This window comes from Enterobacter sp. ECC-219, from assembly GCF_043966805.1.
Classification (GTDB): Bacteria; Pseudomonadota; Gammaproteobacteria; order Enterobacterales; family Enterobacteriaceae; genus Enterobacter; species Enterobacter cloacae_N.
This window is the reverse complement of the sequence record NZ_CP143680.1, coordinates 4,451,961-4,476,357: the sequence shown is the minus strand read 5'-3', so window position 1 is coordinate 4,476,357 and position 24,397 is coordinate 4,451,961. Positions and strand designations below refer to the sequence as shown.

General features: G+C 56.6%; 24 protein-coding genes. 19 read left to right on the top strand and 5 right to left on the bottom strand.

Annotation, left to right across the window (positions count from 1 at the left end):
- Window positions 1–34 precede the first annotated feature (34 nt).
- Window positions 35–418, top strand: coding sequence for an autonomous glycyl radical cofactor GrcA (gene grcA / locus V1603_RS21275; protein ID WP_006176733.1), 384 nt, complete (start codon window positions 35–37; stop codon window positions 416–418).
- Between the two features lie 52 nt (window positions 419–470).
- On the opposite strand, the gene srmB is transcribed toward grcA, so the two are convergent.
- Entirely contained in the window at window positions 471–1,799 is a 1,329-nt protein-coding gene (srmB, locus tag V1603_RS21270) for an ATP-dependent RNA helicase SrmB (protein ID WP_395313234.1), read from the bottom strand.
- Window positions 1,800–1,931: 132 nt separating this feature from the next.
- On the opposite strand from srmB, the gene V1603_RS21265 reads away from it, so the two are divergent.
- Window positions 1,932–2,669, top strand: coding sequence for a tRNA1(Val) (adenine(37)-N6)-methyltransferase (locus V1603_RS21265; RefSeq protein WP_023344703.1), 738 nt, complete (start codon window positions 1,932–1,934; stop codon window positions 2,667–2,669).
- Here the strand turns inward: V1603_RS21265 and nadB are convergent.
- Window positions 2,654–4,273, bottom strand: a complete 1,620-nt coding sequence (nadB, locus tag V1603_RS21260) for an L-aspartate oxidase (protein ID WP_116343324.1) — start codon at window positions 4,271–4,273, stop codon at window positions 2,654–2,656. The genes V1603_RS21265 and nadB overlap by 16 nt on opposite strands.
- 344 nt (window positions 4,274–4,617) lie before the next feature.
- Here nadB and rseD point away from each other — a divergent pair, with 344 nt between their 5' ends.
- The 12 genes from rseD (at window position 4,618) to acpS (ending at window position 14,032) form a co-directional block, all read left to right on the top strand.
- Complete coding sequence (gene rseD, locus V1603_RS21255; RefSeq protein WP_233002681.1) at window positions 4,618–4,701, top strand: rpoE leader peptide RseD; 84 nt, start codon at window positions 4,618–4,620, stop codon at window positions 4,699–4,701.
- On the top strand, window positions 4,698–5,273 hold the full coding sequence (gene rpoE, locus V1603_RS21250) for an RNA polymerase sigma factor RpoE (RefSeq protein WP_006176728.1): 576 nt from the start codon (window positions 4,698–4,700) through the stop codon (window positions 5,271–5,273). Before rseD ends, rpoE begins: the two co-directional genes overlap by 4 nt.
- 31 nt (window positions 5,274–5,304) lie before the next feature.
- Entirely contained in the window at window positions 5,305–5,955 is a 651-nt protein-coding gene (gene rseA, locus V1603_RS21245; RefSeq protein WP_014832926.1) for an anti-sigma-E factor RseA, read from the top strand.
- On the top strand, window positions 5,955–6,908 hold the full coding sequence (gene rseB / locus V1603_RS21240) for a sigma-E factor regulatory protein RseB (RefSeq protein WP_041908666.1): 954 nt from the start codon (window positions 5,955–5,957) through the stop codon (window positions 6,906–6,908). The genes rseA and rseB overlap by 1 nt, the downstream gene beginning before the upstream one ends.
- Entirely contained in the window at window positions 6,905–7,381 is a 477-nt protein-coding gene (gene rseC / locus V1603_RS21235) for a SoxR-reducing system protein RseC (RefSeq protein ID WP_116343322.1), read from the top strand. Before rseB ends, rseC begins: the two co-directional genes overlap by 4 nt.
- A gap of 185 nt (window positions 7,382–7,566) precedes the next feature.
- Complete coding sequence (lepA, locus tag V1603_RS21230) at window positions 7,567–9,366, top strand: translation elongation factor 4 (RefSeq protein ID WP_014884847.1); 1,800 nt, start codon at window positions 7,567–7,569, stop codon at window positions 9,364–9,366.
- Between the two features lie 16 nt (window positions 9,367–9,382).
- On the top strand, window positions 9,383–10,357 hold the full coding sequence (gene lepB / locus V1603_RS21225; protein WP_116343320.1) for a signal peptidase I: 975 nt from the start codon (window positions 9,383–9,385) through the stop codon (window positions 10,355–10,357).
- Between the two features lie 222 nt (window positions 10,358–10,579).
- Entirely contained in the window at window positions 10,580–11,260 is a 681-nt protein-coding gene (gene rnc, locus V1603_RS21220; protein ID WP_003860711.1) for a ribonuclease III, read from the top strand.
- Window positions 11,257–12,162 (top strand): GTPase Era, encoded by a 906-nt coding sequence (era, locus tag V1603_RS21215; protein WP_025757643.1) that lies wholly within the window; start codon window positions 11,257–11,259, stop codon window positions 12,160–12,162. The genes rnc and era overlap by 4 nt, the downstream gene beginning before the upstream one ends.
- A gap of 17 nt (window positions 12,163–12,179) precedes the next feature.
- On the top strand, window positions 12,180–12,887 hold the full coding sequence (gene recO, locus V1603_RS21210; protein ID WP_116343316.1) for a DNA repair protein RecO: 708 nt from the start codon (window positions 12,180–12,182) through the stop codon (window positions 12,885–12,887).
- A gap of 33 nt (window positions 12,888–12,920) precedes the next feature.
- Window positions 12,921–13,652 carry a pyridoxine 5'-phosphate synthase gene (gene pdxJ / locus V1603_RS21205; RefSeq protein WP_116343315.1) on the top strand — a complete coding sequence of 244 codons (732 nt, stop codon included), beginning with the start codon at window positions 12,921–12,923 and terminating at the stop codon, window positions 13,650–13,652.
- Entirely contained in the window at window positions 13,652–14,032 is a 381-nt protein-coding gene (gene acpS / locus V1603_RS21200; RefSeq protein ID WP_028014094.1) for a holo-ACP synthase, read from the top strand. The genes pdxJ and acpS overlap by 1 nt, the downstream gene beginning before the upstream one ends.
- Here the strand turns inward: acpS and V1603_RS21195 are convergent.
- Together V1603_RS21195 and V1603_RS21190 are read right to left on the bottom strand one after the other, a co-directional pair.
- Window positions 14,029–14,289, bottom strand: coding sequence for a YfhL family 4Fe-4S dicluster ferredoxin (locus V1603_RS21195; RefSeq protein ID WP_163330598.1), 261 nt, complete (start codon window positions 14,287–14,289; stop codon window positions 14,029–14,031). The genes acpS and V1603_RS21195 overlap by 4 nt on opposite strands.
- A 46-nt stretch (window positions 14,290–14,335) precedes the next feature.
- Window positions 14,336–15,184, bottom strand: a complete 849-nt coding sequence (locus V1603_RS21190; protein WP_163330597.1) for a MurR/RpiR family transcriptional regulator — start codon at window positions 15,182–15,184, stop codon at window positions 14,336–14,338.
- Window positions 15,185–15,301: 117 nt separating this feature from the next.
- Here V1603_RS21190 and murQ point away from each other — a divergent pair, with 117 nt between their 5' ends.
- The 4 genes from murQ to tadA are packed head-to-tail and all read left to right on the top strand — an operon-like array spanning window position 15,302 to window position 18,771.
- Entirely contained in the window at window positions 15,302–16,195 is an 894-nt protein-coding gene (gene murQ / locus V1603_RS21185; RefSeq protein WP_116343308.1) for an N-acetylmuramic acid 6-phosphate etherase, read from the top strand.
- An 11-nt stretch (window positions 16,196–16,206) separates the two neighbouring features.
- A complete protein-coding gene (locus V1603_RS21180; RefSeq protein WP_233002489.1) occupies window positions 16,207–17,568 on the top strand; it encodes a PTS transporter subunit EIIC in 1,362 nt (453 codons plus the stop codon).
- 3 nt (window positions 17,569–17,571) lie between these two features.
- A complete protein-coding gene (yfhb, locus tag V1603_RS21175) occupies window positions 17,572–18,207 on the top strand; it encodes a phosphatidylglycerophosphatase C (RefSeq protein ID WP_116343304.1) in 636 nt (211 codons plus the stop codon).
- Window positions 18,208–18,231: 24 nt separating this feature from the next.
- Window positions 18,232–18,771: a tRNA adenosine(34) deaminase TadA gene (tadA, locus tag V1603_RS21170; RefSeq protein WP_116343302.1), complete on the top strand. Its 540-nt coding sequence runs from the start codon at window positions 18,232–18,234 to the stop codon at window positions 18,769–18,771.
- On the opposite strand, the gene mltF is transcribed toward tadA, so the two are convergent.
- Entirely contained in the window at window positions 18,659–20,209 is a 1,551-nt protein-coding gene (gene mltF / locus V1603_RS21165; RefSeq protein WP_116343300.1) for a membrane-bound lytic murein transglycosylase MltF, read from the bottom strand. The genes tadA and mltF overlap by 113 nt on opposite strands.
- 267 nt (window positions 20,210–20,476) lie before the next feature.
- Between mltF and purL the strand changes: the two genes are divergently transcribed.
- The gene (gene purL, locus V1603_RS21160; RefSeq protein ID WP_395313233.1) at window positions 20,477–24,364 is read left to right on the top strand and encodes a phosphoribosylformylglycinamidine synthase; all 3,888 of its coding nucleotides are present in this window, start codon (window positions 20,477–20,479) and stop codon (window positions 24,362–24,364) included.
- The last annotated feature ends 33 nt before the right edge of the window (window positions 24,365–24,397 follow it).

The window sequence follows — 24,397 nt, the reverse complement described above, 5'->3', positions numbered from 1 at the left end:
AGCATCAGTTAATGTAGCCTAAGGGAGGCAACACATGATTACAGGTATCCAGATTACCAAAGCGGCAAATGACGATCTGCTCAACTCTTTCTGGCTGCTGGACAGCGAGAAAAATGAAGCGCGCTGTGTAGTAGCGAAAGCGGGTTTTGCTGAAGATGAAATCGTACCGGTGAACAAACTGGGCGAAATCGAATACCGTGAAATCCCAATGGAAGTGCAGCCGGAAGTGCGCGTTGAAGGGGGTCAGCACCTGAACGTTAACGTGCTGCGCCGCGAAACGCTGATGGATGCCGTTGAGCACCCAGAGAAATACCCGCAGCTGACTATCCGTGTGTCTGGCTATGCGGTTCGTTTTAACTCACTGACTCCAGAACAGCAGCGCGACGTTATCGCCCGTACCTTTACTGAAAGCCTGTAAGGTTTCAGCCACGGGGGTGGAATAAAAAAGCCGGGAAATGCCCCGGCTTTTTTTACTCTTCAGTTTTGGTCTCTGGCGCAGCAGAGCTTGGCTTACGGCGCTTACCAATGTTTTTGGTATCGCGGTGGCGTTGCTTCACGCGCGGCTTCTCTTTTTCTTTCTCTTTTCTCTCAGCACGTTTCGCCAGCGCTTTCTTGGACGGTTTACCCGTCATTTTTTCACTCGGCGCACGTGTAGTTGGGCGCAATCCATCAATAACGCGCGCTTTCAGCGGCTCGTCAACATAGCGGCCAATTTTCTGCAGCAGCAGGTGGTCATGCGCTTCAACCAGTGAAATCGCAATCCCTTTGCGGCCCGCGCGACCGGTACGGCCAATGCGGTGCAGATAGGTATCTCCGCTACGCGGCATATCGAAGTTAATGACATGGCTTACGTCAGGGATGTCGATCCCGCGTGCGGCAACGTCTGTTGCGACCAGCACGTTAACGCGGCCATCGGTCAGACGCTTAATACCTTCGGTACGCTTGATCTGCGCCATCTCACCTTCAAGATAGCAGTTGTTGATCCCGGCGTTACGCAGCATTTCAGCCAGCTCGTGCACGCGCTCGCGCTTACGCACAAACACGATGGTGCGGGTGGCGTCTTCCTGCTTAAGCAGGTGCTTGAGCAGCTCAACCTTGTGCTCAAGATTGTCCGCACGGTAATACCACTGGTGGATCTTCTTACGCTCTCGCGTGGACGGCGTCGCAGAGACTTCCACCGGATCTTCCAGCAGACGCTCTGCGAAGTCCTTGATCGCATCCCCTTCAAGGGTGGCAGAGAACAGCATCGTCTGGTTACGCCAGCGCGTTTCACCTGCAATATGCTCGATATCCTGCGCAAAGCCCATGTCCAGCATGCGGTCGGCTTCGTCGAGGATCAGCGTCTCTACCGCGCGGCAGTCGAAGTTCTCTTCTTTAATGTACTGCAGCAGGCGGCCCGTCGTCGCGACGACGATGTCCTGGTTTTCGCTGAACACTTCAGCGTGGTTCATATACGCAACGCCGCCGGTGATAGTGGCAATATCCAGACGTGTATTCGCCGCGAGTTCACGCGCGTGATCGGCAACCTGCATAGCCAGTTCGCGCGTAGGCGTCAGGATCAAAATACGCGGCGGGCCAGATTTTTTACGTGGAAAGTCGAGCAGGTGCTGCAACACAGGCAGCAAATAGGCTGCTGTCTTCCCCGTGCCGGTTGGCGCAGAACCGAGCACATCGCGGCCCTCAAGCGCAGGCGGAATGGCCGCTGCCTGAATGGCGGTCGGGCGTGTAAAGCCTTTGCTCTCAAGTGCATTGAGCAGGCTTTCATCGAGTTCAAGTTCGGAAAAAGTCGTTACAGTCATGTTCTACCTCTGTGTGGGGCGCTGATTATAGACGTTACGGCTGTAATCTTCATCTGTTTGTATGGATATCGCTTTGCGGCCACTTCGCTTTCCCCTATGCTACTCCAGTTTCACTTAGAAGGTTGTCCTGACATGTCTCAACTCAAAGCGCAGCTGCGCCGCGATGGTTTTACGTTTAAACAATTTTTTGTCGCCCACGATCGCTGTGCCATGAAAGTCGGTACAGACGGCATTTTACTGGGAGCATGGGCACCTGTCGCAGGCGTTAAGCGTATTCTTGATATCGGTACCGGCAGCGGGCTGGTGGCGTTGATGCTTGCGCAGCGTACGGAAGAACATGTCACCATTGATGCCGTCGAACTGGATGCGCAGGCCGCAGAGCAGGCGAGTGACAATATGGCCGAATCTCCCTGGGCAGCCCGAATGAAAGTGGAATGCGCAGATGTGCTCGCCTGGGCGCCTGAACAAACCGCGCGTTACGATCTGATTGTCAGCAACCCTCCCTACTACGAGCCCGGCGTTGAGTGCGGGACACCCGAGCGTGAACAGGCGCGTTATACCGGCTCCCTCGATCATAAAGCGCTGCTCACCAGTGCGGCAGAACTCATCTCCGAAGAAGGTTTTTTCTGTGTGGTCCTGCCCGAGAGTACCGGCAACACGTTCATTGGTATCGCGCAGGAGATCGGCTGGACGTTACGTCTGCGAACTGACATCTCTGATACGGAAGGCCGGTTGCCGCACCGCGTGCTGCTGGCGCTCTCGCCAAAAGAGGGTGAATGCTTTAATGACCGAATGGTGATCCGTGGGCCAGACCAGCGTTATTCCGAAGATTACACGGCTCTGACCCAGGCGTTTTATCTGTTTATGTAAACCTGCGGGGCGAGTATCGACGGGCCGGACTCAGGAAGCTGATCCGGGTAGTCGAGGGTGTAGTGCAGCCCGCGGCTCTCTTTACGCATCATCGCGCAACGAACAATAAGCTCGGCAACCTGCACCAGATTGCGCAGCTCCAGCAGATTATTGGAAACGCGGAAATGGGCATAATATTCATCAATTTCCTGTTGCAGCATCGTAATGCGGCGCAACGCCCGTTCCAGACGTTTCGTGGTGCGCACAATCCCAACGTAGTCCCACATAAATAGCCGTAGCTCGTGCCAGTTGTGCTGGATCACGACCCGCTCGTCCGGGTTATCCACGCGGCTTTCATCCCAGGCAGGCAACTGCTCTGTCTCGCGGGCGTAAGGCATTCGCCTGGTGATGTCTTCCGCTGCTGACCAGCCGTACACCAGACATTCAAGCAACGAGTTAGAGGCCATACGGTTCGCGCCGTGAAGTCCGGTATAGCTGACCTCACCAATAGCATACAGTCCGTCTACGTCAGTGCGTCCATGATCGTCAACCATGACGCCACCGCAGGTATAGTGTGCCGCAGGCACAATGGGCACTGGATCGCGGGTCAAATCAATCCCCAGGCTCAGCAGTTTTTCGTAAATCATCGGAAAATGCTGGCGAATGAACTCTGCTGGCTTATGGCTGATATCAAGATACATGCAGTCCACGCCAAGACGCTTCATTTCATGGTCGATGGCGCGCGCGACGATATCGCGCGGGGCCAGCTCACCCCGGGCGTCGAAGTCGGGCATAAAGCGGGAGCCATCAGGGCGTTTCAAATAAGCGCCTTCGCCACGCAGGGCTTCCGTCAGCAGGAAGTTGCGCGCCTGAGGATGGAACAGGGCGGTGGGATGAAACTGATTAAATTCGAGGTTTGCCACGCGGCAGCCGGCGCGCCAGGCCATGGCGATACCGTCCCCGGAAGCGATATCCGGGTTCGTGGTGTACTGGTACACCTTGGAGGCGCCACCTGTAGCCAGCACGACGGCCTTTGCCTGACAGGTTTCCACCTTCTCTTTATTACGGTTCCAGACCCACGCCCCCACCACGCGACGCGTGCCGGGCAAGCCAATCTTGTCGGAAATGATCAGATCAACGGCGTTGCTCCGCTCAAGGACCCGGATATTAGGATGGTTCAGCGCTTTGCTGACCAGCGTGGTTTCCACTTCTTTTCCGGTAGCATCCGCGGCGTGCAGGATGCGGCGGTGGCTGTGGCCGCCTTCACGGGTCAGGTGGTAGCTCTCTTCACCGTTAGGCTGAACCTGGGTATCAAATAATACGCCCTGATCGATGAGCCACTGAACGCAATGGCGGGCATTGCTTGCGACAAACTCTGCGGCGTGCGCATCCACGATCCCGGCTCCGGCAATCAGCGTATCTTCCACATGCGACGCAATGCTGTCGGTCTCGTCAAACACCGCGGCAATACCGCCCTGGGCATAAAATGTTGAGCCTTCACTTATCGGACCTTTGCTCAGGACAATAACGTTCTGATGCTCGGCCAGACGAAGCGCCAGAGAAAGACCGGCAGCACCGCTGCCGATGATCAGTACATCACAATGAAGTTCAGGTGTTGTGTTCATGATTTTTTGTTTAATGTACTAAACAGTGATTGGGCAGAATAGCACCTGAATGCGAGATATCGCACGTTTTTTTTAGTGGGTGTTGCAATTGCTAAACGCGTAAGCAGGGGTAAACGAGAGGTAAATGAATGAAATTATTTTGCGAAGCAGATCGTTAGCGTCAGATTTTGTGGTGAAATAAAGCCCGTGTTGCGTTACTCTTCTGGCGGGAAAAAGATGTTTCTTGTCAGAAAGTGGTGCGTATCGTGAACAGACTTATAATGAGAGAAAATGAACGGTCTGCGGCGCGATGAACAAAAACAAAGGCGTTACGGAACTTATTGAAGATCAGACACTCTAAGCTGGTGCTTGCTCAAAGTGCGGTAGTTGTAGAGTGGCGTTTCGATAACGCGTGGAATTTAGGTTTGGGGAGACATTACCTCGGATGAGCGAGCAGTTAACGGACCAGGTCCTGGTTGAACGGGTCCAGAAGGGAGATCAGAAAGCCTTTAACTTACTGGTGGTGCGCTACCAGCATAAGGTGGCGAGTCTGGTGTCCCGCTATGTACCGTCAGGTGATGTACCTGACGTGGTGCAAGAGTCTTTTATTAAGGCCTATCGCGCGCTGGATTCGTTCCGGGGAGATAGTGCTTTTTATACCTGGCTATACCGTATTGCTGTCAATACGGCAAAGAATTATCTGGTTGCTCAGGGCCGTCGTCCGCCGTCCAGTGATGTAGACGCTATCGACGCCGAAAACTTCGAAAGTGGCGGTGCGCTGAAAGAAATTTCGAACCCTGAGAACTTAATGTTGTCAGAAGAACTGAGACAAATTGTTTTTCGCACGATCGAGTCGCTCCCGGAAGATTTACGCATGGCAATTACGTTACGGGAGCTTGATGGTCTGAGCTATGAAGAGATAGCCGCTATCATGGATTGCCCGGTCGGCACGGTGCGTTCACGAATTTTCCGTGCGCGAGAAGCTATTGATAATAAAGTTCAACCGCTTATCAGGCGTTGACGATAGCGGGATACTGGAAAAGGTATTAGGCATGCAGAAAGAAAAACTTTCCGCTTTAATGGATGGTGAGACGCTGGATAGTGAGCTGCTCAACGAGCTGTCTCATTCTCCCGAAATGCAAGAGACCTGGGAGAGTTACCATCTCATCCGTGACACGCTGCGCGGTGATACCGGAGAGGTTCTCCATTTCGATATCTCAGCCCGCGTGATGGCGGCCATCGAGAATGAGCCTGTTCATCAGACCACTCCGCTGATTCCTGAAGCTCAACCTGCGCCTCACCAGTGGCAGAAAATGCCGTTCTGGCAAAAGGTGCGTCCATGGGCCAGCCAGCTCACCCAAATGGGGGTGGCTGCATGCGTATCGCTTGCAGTTATCGTTGGCGTCCAGCACTATAATACTCAGTCTGAAACTAATCAGCAGCCAGAAGCGCCAGTGTTCAACACACTGCCGATGATGGGCAAAGCCAGCCCGGTAAGTCTGGGCGTACCGGCTGATGCCTCCGCCAGCGGCGGTCAGCAACAGCAGGTGCAGGAGCAGCGCCGTCGCATTAATGCGATGTTGCAGGATTACGAGTTGCAGCGTCGTCTGCACTCTGAACAGCTTCAGTTTGAGCAGGCCCAAACTCAGCAAGCTGCTGTGCAGGTGCCCGGAAACCAAACTTTAGGAACGCAATCGCAGTAATGAAGCAACTTTGGTTCGCCATGTCTCTGATGGCGGGTAGCCTGTTCTTCTCTGCTAACGCCTCGGCTGATGTTTCATCCGGGGCGTTGTTGCAGCAAATGAATCTGGCCAGCCAGTCACTCAATTACGAGTTGGCATTTATCAGCATCAACAAGCAGGGCGTCGAGTCGTTACGCTATCGCCATGCCCGTCTTGATAACCAGCCGCTCGCCCAGCTTTTACAGATGGATGGTCCACGTCGGGAAGTTGTCCAGCGTGGCAACGAAATCAGCTATTTCGAACCCGGTCTGGAGCCTTTCACGCTGAATGGCGACTATATCGTTGATTCTCTGCCGTCGCTTATCTATACCGACTTCAAACGGCTTGCCCCTTACTATGATTTTATTTCGGTAGGGCGTACCCGTATTGCAGACAGACTGTGTGAAGTGATTCGCGTGGTTGCGCGCGATGGCACGCGCTACAGCTATATCGTCTGGATTGATGCGGAAACCAAGCTGCCGATGCGTGTGGATCTGCTCGACCGCGACGGTGAGACGCTTGAACAGTTCCGCGTCATCTCCTTCAGCGTGAACAATCAGGTTGGCAACAGCATGCAGAATCTGGCGAAGGCCAGCCTGCCGCCGCTGCTTTCTGTTCCGGCAGGGGACTCCGCTAATTTCAACTGGGTTCCTTCATGGATCCCGCAAGGCTTTAGCGAAGTGTCCAGCAGCCGCCGTCAGTTGCCCACTATTGATACGCCAGTTGAATCACGCCTCTATTCCGATGGCTTGTTCAGCTTCTCGGTGAACATCAACCGCGCAACGGCAAATAGCGCTGAACAAATGCTTCGTACCGGGCGTCGTACGGTCAGCACAACGGTACGCGATAACGCAGAGATCACGATTGTGGGGGAATTACCTCCGCAGACGGCGAAGCGCATTTCAGACAGCATTAAATTCAGGGCCGCACAATGATTAAAGAGTGGGCTACCGTCGTCTCATGGCAGAATGGTATTGCGCTGGTCAGCTGTGATGTTAAAGCCTCATGCAATAGCTGTGCATCCCGAGCCGGTTGTGGCAGCCGCGTGCTGAATAAGTTAGGGCCACAGACATCGCATACGATTTCCGTGCCGAGCGAACAGCCGCTGGTGGCGGGTCAGAAGGTGGAACTGGGGATTGCGGAAGGTAGCCTGCTCAGTTCCGCGATGCTGGTCTATCTCTCTCCGCTGGTGGGGCTGTTTGTCATGGGCGGCCTTTTTCAGATGCTGTTTGGTACCGACGTGGCCGCCATGTGCGGTGCCGCGCTGGGGGGCGTGGGAGGATTTTGGCTTGCCAAAGGTCTCTCGCCGAAGCTCGCCGCGCGCGAAGAGTGGCAGCCTGTCATTCTCAGCGTCGGGCTTGCGCCAGACCAGCTTCGTGTTGAGACGCTCTCTTCTGAGGCCCGGTGATCCATCGGGCTTTATCATTTTTTACGACCTAATACAGAAAACGCCCTCTCTTCACGCTATACCTGTCTCTAAGTGCATTTCCAGGTAGCGAGGATGTAGTGTAGAATGCTGCGTTTTCGCACTGAAAAACGTCAGGCTAAGAACAGCGGCCTCCAGGAATTCGTAAGGCATAATTATTTAACTATATGAAGAACATACGTAACTTTTCGATCATTGCTCACATTGACCACGGTAAGTCGACGCTGTCTGACCGTATTATCCAGATTTGCGGTGGCCTGTCTGATCGTGAAATGGAAGCCCAGGTTCTGGACTCCATGGACCTGGAACGCGAACGCGGTATCACCATTAAGGCGCAAAGCGTTACGCTGGATTACAAAGCGGCTGATGGTGAAACCTATCAACTGAACTTTATCGACACCCCAGGCCACGTTGACTTCTCCTATGAAGTATCACGCTCGCTGGCGGCCTGTGAAGGCGCGCTGCTGGTTGTCGATGCCGGGCAGGGCGTTGAAGCCCAGACCCTGGCAAACTGCTATACCGCGATGGAGATGGATCTCGAGGTTGTGCCGGTTCTGAATAAGATCGACCTGCCGGCCGCCGATCCTGAGCGCGTCGCGGAAGAGATTGAAGACATTGTCGGTATTGATGCGACCGACGCCGTCCGCTGCTCTGCCAAAACCGGTGTGGGCGTGACCGACGTACTGGAACGCCTGGTACGTGATATTCCGGCACCTGAAGGTGACCCGGATGGTCCGCTGCAGGCGCTGATCATCGACTCCTGGTTCGATAACTACCTGGGCGTTGTTTCACTGGTGCGTATTAAAAATGGCACCATGCGTAAAGGCGACAAAATCAAGGTCATGAGTACCGGGCAGGTCTACAACGCAGACCGTCTGGGTATCTTTACGCCAAAACAGGTTGACCGTACCGAACTTAAATGCGGCGAGGTAGGTTGGCTGGTCTGCGCTATTAAAGACATCCTCGGCGCGCCAGTGGGCGATACCCTGACCGGTGCCCGTAACCCGGCAGATAAAGCGCTGCCAGGCTTTAAAAAGGTGAAACCGCAGGTTTACGCGGGCCTGTTCCCGGTCAGCTCTGACGACTACGAAAACTTCCGTGATGCGCTTGGTAAACTGAGCCTGAACGATGCCTCCCTGTTCTACGAGCCAGAAAGCTCAACGGCGCTGGGCTTCGGCTTCCGCTGCGGCTTCCTCGGCCTGCTGCACATGGAGATCATTCAGGAACGTCTGGAGCGTGAATACGATCTGGATCTGATCACTACCGCACCGACCGTAGTCTACGAAGTGGAAACCACCTCGAAAGAAGTGATCTACGTCGACAGCCCGTCTAAGCTGCCGCCGCTGAACAATATTCACGAGCTGCGCGAGCCTATCGCAGAGTGTCACATGCTGCTGCCGCAGGAGTTCCTGGGCAACGTTATCACGCTCTGTATTGAGAAGCGTGGCGTGCAGACCAACATGGTTTATCACGGTAACCAGGTGGCGCTGACCTATGAAATCCCGATGGCGGAAGTGGTACTCGACTTCTTCGACCGTCTGAAGTCTACCTCCCGTGGCTATGCGTCACTGGATTACAACTTCAAACGTTTCCAGGCCTCCAACATGGTCCGCGTAGACGTGCTGATCAACGGCGAGCGTGTGGACGCGCTGGCGCTGATCACCCACAACGACAATGCGCCGTACCGTGGCCGCGAGCTGGTTGAGAAGATGAAAGATTTAATCCCGCGTCAGCAGTTCGACATTGCGATTCAGGCAGCAATTGGCAACCACATCATCGCGCGTTCTACAGTGAAACAGCTGCGTAAAAACGTTCTGGCGAAGTGCTACGGCGGTGACGTCAGCCGTAAGAAAAAGCTGCTGCAGAAGCAGAAAGAGGGTAAGAAGCGTATGAAGCAGGTCGGTAACGTTGAGCTGCCGCAGGAAGCATTCCTTGCCATTCTTCATGTTGGTAAAGACGGCAAATAACCTTTAAGGAGTTGGCATGGCGAACATGTTTGCCCTGATCCTGGTCATCGCTACGCTGGTGACAGGTCTGCTGTGGTGTCTGGATAAGTTTATCTTCGCCCCAAAACGCCGTGAACGTCAGGCTGCCGCGCAGGCGGCCACTGGCGACCAGCTGGATGCGAAAACCCTCAAGAAAGTTGGCCCGAAACCGGGTTGGCTGGAAACGGGCGCGTCGGTATTCCCGGTGCTGGCGATTGTGCTGGTGGTACGTTCGTTTATTTACGAGCCGTTCCAGATCCCATCAGGTTCAATGATGCCAACGCTGCTGATTGGTGATTTTATTCTGGTGGAGAAATTTGCCTACGGCATTAAAGATCCTATCTACCAGAAAACGTTGATTGAAACCGGTCATCCAAAACGTGGCGACATTGTGGTGTTTAAATATCCGGAAGATCCGCGTCTGGACTACATCAAGCGTGCGGTAGGCCTGCCGGGTGATAAGGTGACCTACGATCCGGTTGCGAAGGAAGTCACCGTTCAGCCGGGCTGCAGCTCCGGTACCGCCTGTGAAAACGCGCTGCCAATCACCTACTCCAACGTCGAGCCAAGTGATTTTGTGCAGACCTTTGCCCGTCGTAACGGCGGTGAGGCGACCAGCGGGTTCTTCCAGGTGCCGAAAGGCGAAACCAAAGAGAACGGTATCCGCCTGGTCGAGCGTAAAGAGACGCTGGGTGACGTGACGCACCGTATTCTGACCGTGCCAATCGCGCAGGATCAGGTGGGGATGTATTACAAACAGCCGGGTCAGCAGCTGGCCAGCTGGATCGTACCGCCGGGACACTACTTCATGATGGGTGATAACCGCGATAACTCCGCGGACAGCCGTTACTGGGGCTTTGTGCCGGAAGCGAATCTGGTGGGTAAAGCAACTGCGATCTGGATGAGTTTTGAGAAGCAGGAAGGCGAATGGCCGACCGGCGTACGCCTGAATCGTATTGGCGGAATCCATTAATTCTCAGGAAAAGAACACGTAGCCGCGTTATTTCGCGGCTACGTGAATTATTTCCTCGATAAATCTCTTTGAACTAACGACATCCCCTGTCGTTGTGTATAGAATATTCCCCCGAAGTTTAAGGTTGGCCCTGCAAGGGTGCCACGGCACACGAAACCGCGTTGGTTTTCTCAGGTCGGTTTCGTGTGCTGCATTTTTGACGCATTCATTTATTGGTATCGCATGAACCCCATCGTAATTAATCGGCTTCAACGGAAGCTGGGCTACACTTTTCATCATCAGGAGTTGTTGCAACAGGCATTAACCCACCGCAGTGCCAGCAGCAAACATAATGAGCGTCTCGAGTTTCTGGGTGACTCTATTTTAAGTTTCGTGATTGCGAATGCGCTTTATCATCGTTTCCCGCGCGTGGACGAAGGTGATATGAGCCGCATGCGTGCCACGCTGGTTCGGGGTAATACCCTTGCGGAAATCGCGCGCGAATTTGAACTGGGCGAATGTCTGCGTCTTGGGCCGGGTGAACTGAAAAGCGGCGGCTTCCGTCGTGAATCTATTCTTGCCGATACGGTCGAAGCATTAATTGGTGGCGTGTTCCTGGACAGCGATATCCAGACCGTAGAAAAGCTGATCCTTAACTGGTATCAGACCCGTCTGGACGAAATCAGCCCGGGCGATAAACAAAAAGATCCGAAAACGCGCCTGCAGGAATATCTGCAGGGTCGTCATCTGCCGCTGCCATCCTATCTGGTGGTGCAGGTCCGTGGCGAAGCGCACGATCAGGAATTTACCATCCATTGCCAGGTCAGTGGCCTGAGTGAACCGGTGGTGGGCACAGGTTCAAGTCGCCGTAAGGCTGAACAGGCTGCCGCCGAACAGGCGTTAAAAATGCTGGAGCTGGAATGAGCATCGACAAAACCTATTGCGGATTTATTGCCATCGTCGGACGTCCGAACGTTGGTAAATCCACCCTGCTGAATAATCTGCTCGGGCAGAAGATTTCTATCACCTCGCGTAAGGCGCAGACCACGCGTCACCGCATCGTCGGCATCCATACTGAAGGCGCGTATCAGGCGATCTACGTCGATACCCCGGGCCTGCACATGGAAGAGAAACGTGCCATCAACCGCCTGATGAACAAGGCGGCGAGCAGCTCCATCGGCGACGTAGAGCTGGTGATTTTCGTTGTGGAAGGCACCCGCTGGACGCCGGACGATGAGATGGTGCTGAACAAGCTGCGTGACGGTAAAACGCCGGTCATCCTCGCGGTCAACAAAGTTGACAACGTGCAGGAAAAAGCTGACCTGCTGCCTCACCTGCAGTGGCTGGGCAGCCAGATGAACTTCCTGGATATCGTCCCGCTGTCTGCTGAGACTGGCCTGAACGTGGATACCATCGCGGGCATCGTGCGCAAGCATCTGCCGGAAGCGATTCACCACTTCCCGGAAGACTACATCACCGATCGCTCTCAGCGCTTTATGGCGTCTGAAATCATCCGTGAAAAGCTGATGCGTTTCCTGGGCGCTGAACTGCCGTACTCTGTGACGGTGGAGATCGAGCGTTTCCAGAGCAACGAGCGCGGTGGCTACGACATCAACGGCCTGATCCTCGTTGAGCGTGAAGGGCAGAAGAAGATGGTGATCGGCAACAAAGGCGCCAAGATCAAAACCATCGGTATCGAAGCTCGCAAAGACATGCAGGAGATGTTCGAAGCACCGGTTCACCTGGAGCTGTGGGTGAAGGTGAAATCTGGCTGGGCCGATGATGAGCGTGCTCTGCGCAGCCTCGGTTACGGCGAAGACCAGTAAACAAAGACGGCGAGTATATGGAAGGTTGGCAGCGCGCCTTCGTTCTGCATAGTCGTCCCTGGAGCGAAACCAGCCTGATGCTGGACGTCTTCACGGAAGAGTCCGGTCGCGTGCGCCTTGTTGCGAAAGGCGCACGTTCCAAACGTTCTAACCTGAAGGGTGCTCTACAGCCCTTCACGCCGCTGCTGGTCCGCTTTGGTGGGCGAGGGGAAGTCAAAACCCTGCGCAGTGCCGAAGCCGTCTCCCTGGCGCTTCCTCTTTCTGGTATCACCCTGTACAGCGGTCTGTACGTCAACGAACTTATCTCACGGGTTCTTGAACATGAGACTCGCTTCTCTGAACTTTTCTTTGATTATCTGCACTGTATCCAGGCCCTGGCTGGTGCGACCGGCACGCCCGAGCCCGCCCTGCGTCGTTTTGAACTGGCGCTGCTGGGGCACCTGGGTTACGGGGTTGATTTTCTGCACTGCGCGGGAAGCGGAGACGAGGTTGAAGACGAGATGACCTACCGCTATCGGGAAGAAAAAGGATTTATCGCCAGCGTCGTGATAGACAACAGTACCTTTACCGGGCGCCAGTTGCGGGCGCTATATGAGCGTGAGTTTCCCGATCGGGATACCCTGCGCGCAGCAAAACGCTTTACCCGGATTGCCCTCAAGCCGTATCTTGGCGGCAAGCCCTTAAAGAGCCGCGAATTATTCAGGCAGTTTATGCCGAAACGTTAGACCACAGAATCGAAAAGAAAACCGAGGATTGTCATGGCTGAATTACTGTTAGGCGTCAACATCGACCACATCGCCACGCTGCGTAATGCGCGCGGCACGGCGTATCCCGATCCGGTTCAGGCGGCGTTTATCGCTGAACAGGCTGGCGCCGACGGTATTACCGTGCACCTGCGTGAAGACCGCCGCCACATTACCGACCGCGACGTGCGCATTCTTCGCCAGACGCTGGACACCCGCATGAATCTGGAGATGGCGGTCACCGAAGAGATGCTGGCGATTGCCTGCGAGACCAAACCGCACTTCTGCTGTCTGGTGCCGGAAAAACGCCAGGAAGTGACCACCGAAGGCGGGCTGGACGTGGCGGGGCAGCAGGACAAAATGCGCGATGCCTGTAAACGCCTGGCGGATGCCGGTATCCTGGTTTCTCTGTTTATCGACGCCGATTTCGCCCAGATTAAAGCGGCGGCCGACGTGGGCGCGCCGTATATCGAAATCCACACCGGCTGCTATGCCGATGCCAAAAACGATGCCGAGCAGGCCAAAGAGCTGGAGCGTATCGCCAAAGCGGCCACCTACGCCGCAAGCCTGGGACTGAAGGTTAACGCCGGTCACGGCCTGACCTACCATAACGTGAAGGCCATTGCCGCCCTGCCTGAAATGCACGAGCTGAACATCGGCCACGCCATTATTGGCCGCGCGGTGATGAGCGGCCTGAAAGAGGCGGTTTCTGAGATGAAACGCCTGATGCTGGAAGCGCGTCAGTAATGGCCATTCTGGGCTTAGGCACCGATATCGTCGAAATAGCCCGCATAGAAGCGGTGATCGCCCGGAGCGGCGATCGCCTCGCAAGACGCGTGCTGAGCGATAACGAATGGGCCATCTGGGAAGCGCACCAGCAGCCGGTGCGTTTTCTGGCAAAGCGCTTTGCGGTAAAAGAGGCTGCGGCCAAAGCCTTCGGGACCGGCATTCGTAACGGCCTGGCGTTTAACCAGTTCGAAGTATTTAACGATGAGCTGGGCAAACCGCGCCTGCGGTTATGGGGAGAAGCGCAAAAGCTGGCGGAAAAGCTGGGGGTGAATCACATGCACGTGACGATCGCGGATGAACGCCACTATGCCAGCGCGACGGTGATTATCGAAAGCTAAATTTTGTCCGCGTGATGCAGCAGGACAAATTTATCCCACAGCTGTTCTTCGCTCTCGACGTGTGCCGGATCCTTCAGGATAGTGTTGGGGATCGGGCACACCTTCTGGCAGGTCGGCGTTTCATAGTGGCCGATGCATTCCGTGCAGCGGTCGCTGTTAATCTCGTAAATGCTGTCGCCCATCGAAATCGCCTGGTTCGGGCATTCGGGTTCGCACATATCGCAATTGATGCATTTTTTGGTAATTAACAGCGCCATCAGGAAATTCTCAGAAACAACACAAACTGGGCGGGCATTATACGCGTCAAACCAGTTTCTTTACCAGTTCTTCGCTGTGACGAATGCGCTCGGGTGCGCGCTCCAGATCCTGCTGTACCAGCGCCATAAACAGCAGGTCCGTCAGCATCATTTGCGCGCTGGTGGACGAGATAGCCGCGCTGCGCGTGGCCTGCTCTTCGGCAATAGTATATAAACAGCGCGTTGCCCGCTGCTGCAGCGAATTTGGGGTGAATCCGGTAATGGCCAGAATTTTACCGCCGACGCGCAGGGCTTCGTCGGTGGCCATATTGATCTCGCGGCGCTCGCCGGAATAGGAGATGGCCAGCAGCAGATCGTCAGGATCCATTGCCTGTACGGTCGCCAGCAGGGCATGCATATCCTGCTCGACAATAGCGTTAAAACCGATTTTAGTCAGCTTCCAGCCAAAATTACGCGCCACCAGACCGGACGCGCCAATACCGGTCAAAATAATACGCCGCGCCGCGCGCAGCATCGCCACGCTTTCCAGTAACTTCTCTTCGGTATTCACATCCAGCGTGGCGTGCATCGCCGCCACGTTCTCTTTGATCAGCTTTTCCCCGACCAGACGCATGGGATCATCGCCGCGGATCTGGTTATGCACCGGCATGGACTGCGGGTTTGGGTTACTCACCAGCGCTTCGCTGATCGCAAGCTTAAGGGCAGGGAAGCCTTTAAAGCCAATCTTCTGGGCAAACTTCACCACGCTTGACTGACTCACCCCGGCTTCGCTTGCCAGCTGCTGCGAGCTGAGATGACGGGCGCGGTCAGGTTGGGAAAGCAGAAAGTCCGCCAGCTTTTTGTCGCTTTGAGCAAAGCCGGCGTAGCGCTGGCGAATGCGAATTAAACAGTTCATAGGTACTCCCGGCGGAAATGTGATTGTCTGCGCAAATACGAATTTTGCTCGCCTGAATGAATTTTATATTCCATTATAGTGAGATTATTATGAATTAAAAATTCTTGAGGTACAAAAATGAATCTTGGCTCACTTGTTTCTGAAACGCGTAACCCGCAAACCATGGATCTGGATGCGCTCTCCACCCTGGAGCTGGTTAACCGCTTTAATCAACAGGATACGCTGGTCGCGCAGGCAGTGAAAGAGACATTGCCTGAGGTAGCGAAAGCGGTCGATGCGGCGGCGGCGGCCCTTAAGGCCGGCGGTCGCATTATCTATATGGGCGCCGGCACCAGCGGGCGTCTTGGCGTGCTGGATGCCTCGGAATGTCCGCCCACCTTTGGCGTTCCGCACGGCCTGGTCGTTGGCCTGATTGCGGGGGGGCCCGGCGCGCTGCTGAAAGCTGTTGAAGGTGCGGAAGATAACAAACAGCTGGGCGAGGATGACCTGAAGGATCTGAACCTGACGGCGAACGATCTGGTGGTCGGCCTGGCGGCATCCGGGCGCACGCCGTACGTCATTGGTGGCCTGGAATACGCCAACCGGACCGGCTGCACGACGGTCGCCATCTCCTGCAACCCCGGCTCCCCGATTGCGCAGGTGGCCGCTATCGCTATCTCTCCGGTCGTTGGGCCGGAAGCGCTCACCGGCTCCACGCGCCTGAAATCCGGGACCGCGCAAAAGCTGGTGCTCAATATGATCTCCACCGGCGCGATGGTGAAATTTGGCAAGGTCTACCAAAACCTGATGGTGGATATGCAGGCCACCAACGTCAAGCTGGTGGACAGAGCCTGCCGCATGGTGATGGAGGCGACAGGCGCAGGCCGTGAAGAGGCAGAAGCGGTACTCAAACAGACCGATCACGATGTTAAACCTGCCATTCTGATGATCTTAAGCGGGCTGGATGCGGCGGCCGCGCGAGCCAGGCTTGATGCGCATAACGGCTTCTTACGGGCGGCATTAGAAAACTAGCAGAGGCGTGTATGGACAAAACAGCAGCGCTCGCCAGCGATATCCTGCAGGGGATTGGCGGAGAAAAAAATATTCAGCGTCTGGAAAACTGCATGACGCGCGTGCGCGTCGAGGTGCATAACGACGACCAGCTTGACGTGCCGGGTCTGAAGAAGCTATCCGGCGTCAGCGGCTATGTGAAACAGGGGCAGCAGCACCAGCTGATCGTCGGGCCGGGCAAGGCGGCGCAGGTCGTCGATGCCATGCGTGCGCTGATGGGCGGCGAAGCGAGCGTGACGGTTGACGATGCTGAACGCACCAAAGCGCAGGCGAAGGCGAAATATAAAGCCCCCATGAGCGACGCGCTGCGACAGCTGGCAAACGTCTTTATCCCGCTGATCCCCGCGTTTATTGCCTCTGGCCTGATCACCGGGATCATCAACATCCTCAAGCGGCCGGATATCGTCGGGGACTTTGCAACGCAGTATCCGAACCTGCTGGGTATTCTCGCAATCTTTGGCAGCGCGGTGTTTGCCATCATGAACATTCTGGTCGGGGTCAATACCGCCAAAGTGTTTGGCGGCTCGCTGGCCATGGGTGGCGTAATGGCGGGGATCTTGTCCAGCCCGCAGCTGGCGCAAATCACGCTGTTTGGCGAGGCGCTCCAGCCTGGTCGCGGCGGGGTAATTGCCGTGCTGCTGGTGGTTATTCTGATGTGCTGGATCGAGAAAAAGCTACGTACGGTTCTGCCCGGCTCGATTGAGCTTATCCTCAACCCGCTGCTAACCACCTTAATTACCGGTAGCGTCGCGATTGTGGTCCTTCAGCCGCTAGGCGGGTGGATCTCTGATGCCATCGCCCACGGCGCGTCTCTGGCTATTGACCGCGGCGGCCTGTTAGTGGGCGCGGTGCTGTCAGGCACCTTCCTGCCGCTGGTGCTGACCGGCCTGCACCAGGGGTTGGTACCTATTCACGTCGAGCTGGTGCAGGCGCACGGTTACAACGCGCTGCTGCCTATTCTCTCGATGGCGGGCGTCGGGCAGGTGGGGGCAGCGATTGCCGTCCTGATGAAAACCCGCAACGCGCGCCTGAAAAAAGTGATTAAAGGGGCGTTGCCGGTCGGGCTGCTTGGTATCGGCGAGCCGTTGATATTCGGCGTCACGCTGCCGCTGGGTAAACCGTTCCTCGCCGCCTGTATGGGCGGCGCGGTGGGCGGGGCGCTCATCAGCTACTGGAAAGTCGCCACCGTTATCACCTTTGGTCTTTCCGGTTTACCGCTGGCGTTAACCATCGTGACCGGAAAAGTGATGCTCTATCTGTTAGGCTATTTAGTAGCGGTGATCGCCGGGTTCCTGTTTACCTGGCTGTTAGGATTCAACGACCCAGAGGAGTAAGGTTTGGCCAATCACGAGCGTCGCGTTGTCTTTTTCGACCTGGATGGAACGCTGCATCAGCAGGATATGTTTGGTACGTTTATGCGCTACCTGCTGCGGCGTCAGCCTCTGAACGCGCTGCTCGTCTTACCGCTCTTACCCGTGATTGGCATTGCGCTGCTGGTAAAAGGCCGGGCGGCGCGCTGGCCGATGAGCCTGTTGCTCTGGGGATGCACCTTCGGTCACAGTGAAGCGCGGCTCAAACAGCTCGAACAGGATTTCGCTGACTGGTTTCGCGGCCACGTTGCCGCGTTTCCCGTGGTGCAGGCGCGCCTCACCAGCTATCTTGATGCCAACGATGCCGACATCTGGTTGATTACCGGCTCGCCGCAGACGCTGGTGGAGCGGGTCTACTTTGATACGCCCTGGCTGCCGCGCGTAAATCTTATCGCCACGCAAATTTCCCGCGGCTACGGCGGCTGGGTACTGACGATGCGCTGCCTGGGGCATGAAAAAGTGGTCCAGCTGGAAAAACGTATCGGCACGCCGCTGCGGCTGTACAGCGGCTACAGCGACAGCAAACAGGACAACCCGCTGCTCTACTTTTGCCAGCACCGCTGGCGCGTGACTCCCCTCGGTGAACTTCAGCAACTCGAATAGTCTTATCTATAAGGGCTGTGTATAATGCCGCCCGCTTTTCGACTGGAGTATCAACCCTTGTCCAACCCTGAATACAATCATGAATACTGGATGCGCCACGCGCTGACGTTGGCTCAACGTGCCTGGGACGAGGGCGAAGTGCCCGTGGGCGCGGTGTTGGTTCATAACAACCAGGTGATTGGCGAAGGGTGGAATCGTCCTATTGGCCGCCACGATCCTACCGCGCACGCCGAAATCATGGCGCTTCGTCAGGGCGGGCTGGTGCTGCAAAACTATCGCCTGCTTGATACCACCCTGTACGTCACCCTGGAACCGTGCGTGATGTGCTCCGGTGCGATGGTCCACAGCCGGATCGGGACGCTGGTGTTTGGTGCGCGGGATGAAAAAACCGGTGCGGCCGGTTCGCTGATGGACGTGCTGGGGCACCCGGGGATGAACCACCAGGTGCAGACTATCGGTGGGGTACTTGCACCAGAGTGTTCGGGGCTATTAAGCGATTTCTTTCGAATGCGCCGTCAGCAGAAAAAGCAACAAAAGGCAGAATTGAAGCTGTCGGATGATTAAGCTCGCCCGGCGCCACAACCGGATAACTTTCCGCCAGCTGTTTTGCCTCTGTTGCCTCTTTCTCTTTCTCCAGCAGATAGCCGACCAGGCTAATCTGATACTTACGAATATTTTCCACGTAGGCGTAGGCTTCATGTCCGCGCGCGTAGCCATACGTCAGCTTGTTATACCATGGCTTCTGGCTCAGCAGCGGCAGGCGCTGTTTGACGTCTGACCAGCTGTCCGGGTTCCCCTTCGTTTTCGCCGTCAGAGCCCGCGCGTCAAGCATGTGCGCATAGCCCATGTTGTAGGCCGCCAGTGCGAACCAGATCCGCTCTTCTTCCGGCACCGTTTCCGGCACTTTAGCCATCATATCCTGCAGGTAGCGCGCCCCGCCGCTGATGCTCTGTTCCGCATCGGTACGATCATTCACGCCCAGGCTCAGCGCGGTATTTTTGGTTAACATCATTAACCCACGCACACCCGTGGGGGAAGTCGCCTGGGTGTCCCAGTGGGACTCCTGGTACGAGATCGCCGCCAGCAGTTTCCAGTCAATTTCCTGGGCGTATTTTTCAAATAACGGCTGAAGGTCCGGCAGGACGCTGTCTACCGCGCGCAGGAAGCTGCGGGTATCAACGTAATCGAAGTCATCCCCGTGGCCGAGGTACTTCTCCTCAAGGCGCGCCAGCGTGCCGTCTTCATTTATGGTGTTATAGAAATCCAGCATGGCCGCAGAGAGGGTCTGATCGTCATCCAGATGGGTAAACCAGGTAACGGGCTGTTCGTCCGTCACGTCCAGCGCCACGGCGATTTCTGGATGCACCCGCTGGAAAAGGCTGATCGCCACCGAATCGGCAATGGTGTAGGGCAGTTTCTGATCTTTGACTTGCTCCAGCAGCGCCGTCGTGCCGAGTTTGGGATCGACCGTCCAGCTCAGATCGGGGTATTTCTTCTCCTTAAGCTCGCGCAGATCGTCAATCACCACATGGCCGGGCGCAATCGCCAGCTGTTGTGCGTTGATCGAGGCAAGCGTACGCGGGCGCAGGCTCCCGACGCGATAGACCAGCTGCTGGGAAACGGAGTAGTAGGTCGGGCCTGGCTGGTAGTTCTTGCTGCGCTCGCTGTTATAGACCAGACCGGCGGCAAGGATATCGGCATCGTCGTTATCGAGGTCGTCAAACAGCTGGTTGATGTTCTGACGAACGGTAATTTTAAGCTTCACGCCCAGATAATCGGCGAACTGCTGCGCCAGCTCATAATCCAGACCAATAATTTTGCCGTTAATGTCGCTGTAAATCAGCGGAGAGTTGAGGGTACTGACGCGCAGTTCCCCCCGCTCCTGAATGGCGGCGATACGGTTTTCGGCTTTGCCGAACCAGGGGATGGAAGGCCAGAGGGCCACTGCCAGCAGCAACGTTACAATGCCGATGAGCAGATAATTAATCTTTAATTTTTTCAATTAGTTAATTCTCTGCGACGCCGGATGCCTCAGTCTGCTGTAGCCATGTTAACAATAAGGTTTGCCATTGAATGAGCGGCATTTTGCGTAAACTTGCGCCACTTGGCAACCAATTAGAGAGACAGGTCACATCTATTGCTAAACATCTTCGCAAATTTTATTTCGACGCAAACGGTTTCGTCGACGCTCAGGATTCTCTATAATGACGCCCGTTTTCCCCCCTTGCGCACACTGTAAGCGCCCCGGCGCTTCGAAGACGAGAGACTTATGATGGAAATTCTGCGTGGTTCGCCTGCACTGTCTGCCTTCCGTATTACCAAACTGCTGGCACGTTTTCAGGCGGCCGACCTTCCGGTAAGCAATATTTACGCTGAGTATGTCCATTTTGCTGACCTGAATGCCCCCCTGAATGCAGAGGAGCGCGTACAGCTGGAACGCCTGCTCAAGTATGGTCCAAATCTGAGCAGCCATACGCCAACCGGCAAACTGATCCTTGCGACGCCGCGTCCGGGTACCATCTCCCCCTGGTCTTCCAAAGCTACCGACATCGCCCACAACTGCGGCCTGAGCCAGATTAACCGTCTGGAGCGCGGCGTGGCGTACTATGTTGAAGCCTCTACCCTGAGCGACGCGCAGTGGCAGGCGGTTGCGGCTGAACTGCACGATCGCATGATGGAGAGCGTGTTTGCCTCTCTCGATGACGCGCAGAAGCTTTTCTCCCACCATCAGCCTGCGCCGGTACAGAGCGTGGATCTGCTGGGGCAGGGCCGTCAGGCGCTGATTGACGCCAACCTGCGTCTCGGCCTGGCGCTGGCAGAAGACGAAATCGACTACCTGCAGGATGCGTTTATTAAGCTCAACCGTAACCCGAACGATATCGAACTCTATATGTTCGCGCAGGCTAACTCTGAGCACTGCCGCCACAAAATTTTCAACGCCGACTGGATTATTGACGGCGAACAGCAGCCGAAGTCGCTGTTCAAAATGATCAAAAACACCATGGAGCAAACCCCTGACCACGTGCTGTCTGCCTACAAAGACAACGCCGCTGTGATGGAAGGTTCCGAGGTGGGCCGCTTCTTTGCCGATCGCGAAGCAGGGCGCTATGACTTCCACCAGGAGCCTGCGCATATCCTGATGAAAGTGGAAACCCACAACCACCCGACCGCAATCTCTCCGTGGCCGGGGGCGGCGACCGGCTCCGGCGGTGAAATCCGTGACGAAGGGGCGACCGGTCGTGGTGCAAAACCCAAAGCGGGTCTGGTCGGTTTCTCCGTATCCAACCTGCGTATCCCGGGCTTTGAACAGCCGTGGGAAGAAGATTTCGGCAAGCCAGAGCGCATTGTCACCGCGCTGGATATCATGACCGAAGGCCCGCTGGGCGGGGCAGCGTTCAACAACGAATTTGGCCGTCCGGCGCTGAACGGTTACTTCCGTACCTATGAAGAGAAAGTGGACAGCCACAACGGCGAAGAGCTGCGCGGCTACCACAAACCGATCATGCTGGCGGGCGGGATCGGCAACATTCGTGCCGATCACGTGCAGAAAGGCGAGATCGTCGTCGGCGCGAAGCTGATCGTGCTGGGCGGCCCGGCCATGAACATCGGTCTGGGCGGCGGCGCGGCCTCCTCTATGGCCTCCGGCCAGTCTGACGCGGATCTCGATTTCGCGTCCGTGCAGCGCGACAACCCTGAAATGGAGCGTCGCTGCCAGGAAGTGATCGACCGCTGCTGGCAGCTGGGCGATGCCAACCCGATTCTGTTCATCCACGACGTGGGCGCGGGTGGCCTGTCAAACGCCATGCCTGAGCTGGTGAGCGATGGCGGCCGCGGCGGACGCTTCAACCTGCGCGATATCCTGAGCGATGAGCCGGGCATGAGCCCGCTGGAAATCTGGTGTAACGAATCCCAGGAGCGCTACGTGCTGGCGGTTGCGGCCGATCAGCTGCCGCTGTTTGACGAGCTGTGCCGCCGCGAGCGCGCGCCGTATGCCGTCATCGGTGAAGCGACCGAAGAGCAGCACCTTTCCTTAAGCGACACCCACTTTGACAACCAGCCGATCGATCTGCCGCTCGACGTGCTGCTCGGTAAAACGCCGAAGATGACCCGCGACGTAACAACCCGCAAAGCGGCGGGCAAAGCGCTGGATCGTCAGGGCATCACCGTGGCAGAAGCGGTCAACCGCGTGCTGCACCTGCCTGCTGTGGCGGAGAAAACCTTCCTGGTGACCATCGGCGACCGTACCGTGACCGGTATGGTCTCCCGCGACCAGATGGTCGGCCCGTGGCAGATCCCGGTCGCTAACTGCGCCGTGACCACCGCGAGCCTCGACAGCTACTACGGCGAAGCGATGGCTCTCGGCGAACGCACCCCGGTGGCGCTGCTGGACTTCGCCGCCTCTGCCCGTCTGGCGGTCGGTGAAGCGCTGACCAACATTGCCGCGACGCAGATTGGCGACATCAAACGTATCAAGCTTTCCGCGAACTGGATGGCCGCTGCCGGCCACCCTGGCGAAGACGCGGGCCTGTATGAAGCCGTGAAAGCGGTGGGTGAGGAGCTGTGTCCAGCCCTCGGCCTGACCATTCCGGTGGGTAAAGACTCCATGTCGATGAAAACCCGCTGGCAGGAAGGTAACGAGCAGCGCGAGATGACCTCTCCGCTGTCGCTGGTGATCACCGCGTTTGCCCGCGTGGAAGACGTGCGCCACACCGTTACGCCGCAACTGGCCACCGAAGACAACGCCCTGCTGCTGATTGACCTGGGCAAAGGCCACAATGCGCTGGGCGCCACCGCGCTGGCGCAGGTTTACCGTCAGCTCGGCGACAAGCCAGCCGACGTGCGCGACGTGGCGCAGCTGAAAGGCTTCTACGACGCGATTCAGGCGCTGGTGGCGCAGCGCAAGCTGCTGGCCTACCACGACCGCTCCGACGGCGGCCTGCTGGTGACGCTGGCAGAGATGGCCTTCACCGGTCACTGTGGCGTGGAAGCGAACATTGCCACGCTTGGCGAAGACCGCCTGGCGGCGCTGTTTAACGAAGAGCTGGGCGCGGTGATTCAGGTTCGCGCGGCAGACCGCGATGCAGTTGAAGCGCTGCTGGCGCAGCATGGCCTGGCTGACTGCGTGCACTATCTGGGTAAAGCCGTTCAGGGTGACCGCTTCGTCATTGAAGCTGACGGTCACGCCGTGTTCAGCGAAAGCCGCACCACGCTGCGCATGTGGTGGGCGGAAACCACCTGGCAGATGCAGCGCCTGCGTGATAACCCGGAATGTGCCGATCAGGAGCACAATGCGAAGGCTAACGACAACGATCCAGGCCTGAACGTGAAGCTCACCTTCGACATCAATGAAGATATTGCCGCGCCGTACATTGCGACCGGCGCGCGCCCGAAAGTGGCCGTTCTGCGCGAGCAGGGCGTTAACTCCCACGTTGAGATGGCGGCAGCCTTCCACCGCGCGGGCTTTGACGCTATCGACGTCCACATGAGCGACTTGCTGGCCGGACGTACCGGTCTGGAAGATTTCCATGCGCTGGTGGCGTGCGGCGGTTTCTCCTACGGGGACGTGCTGGGCGCGGGTGAAGGCTGGGCGAAGTCCATTCTGTTCAACAGCCGCGTGCGCGATGAGTTCGAAACCTTCTTCCACCGTCCGCAAACGCTGGCGCTGGGCGTGTGCAACGGCTGCCAGATGATGTCTAACCTGCGCGAACTGATCCCAGGCAGCGAAGCCTGGCCGCGCTTTGTGCGTAACCAGTCAGACCGCTTTGAGGCGCGCTTCAGCCTGGTAGAAGTGACTCAGAGCCCGTCTCTGCTGCTGCAGGGGATGGTCGGGTCGCAGATGCCAATCGCCGTTTCCCACGGTGAAGGCCAGGTAGAGGTGCGTGATGCTGCGCATCTGGCTCAGCTGGAGAGCAAAGGCCTGGTGGCGCTGCGCTTTGTCGATAACTTCGGCAAGGTCACGGAAACCTATCCGGCTAACCCGAACGGCTCCGTCAACGGTATTACGGCGGTGACCAGCGAAAGCGGCCGCGCGACTATTATGATGCCGCACCCGGAGCGCGTGTTCCGTACCGTGAGCAACTCCTGGCATCCGGAAAACTGGGGCGAGGACAGCCCGTGGATGCGCATCTTCCGCAACGCGCGTAAACAGCTGGGTTAAGAAATAAAGCAGGTACTTCGCAGGCCCGGTAAG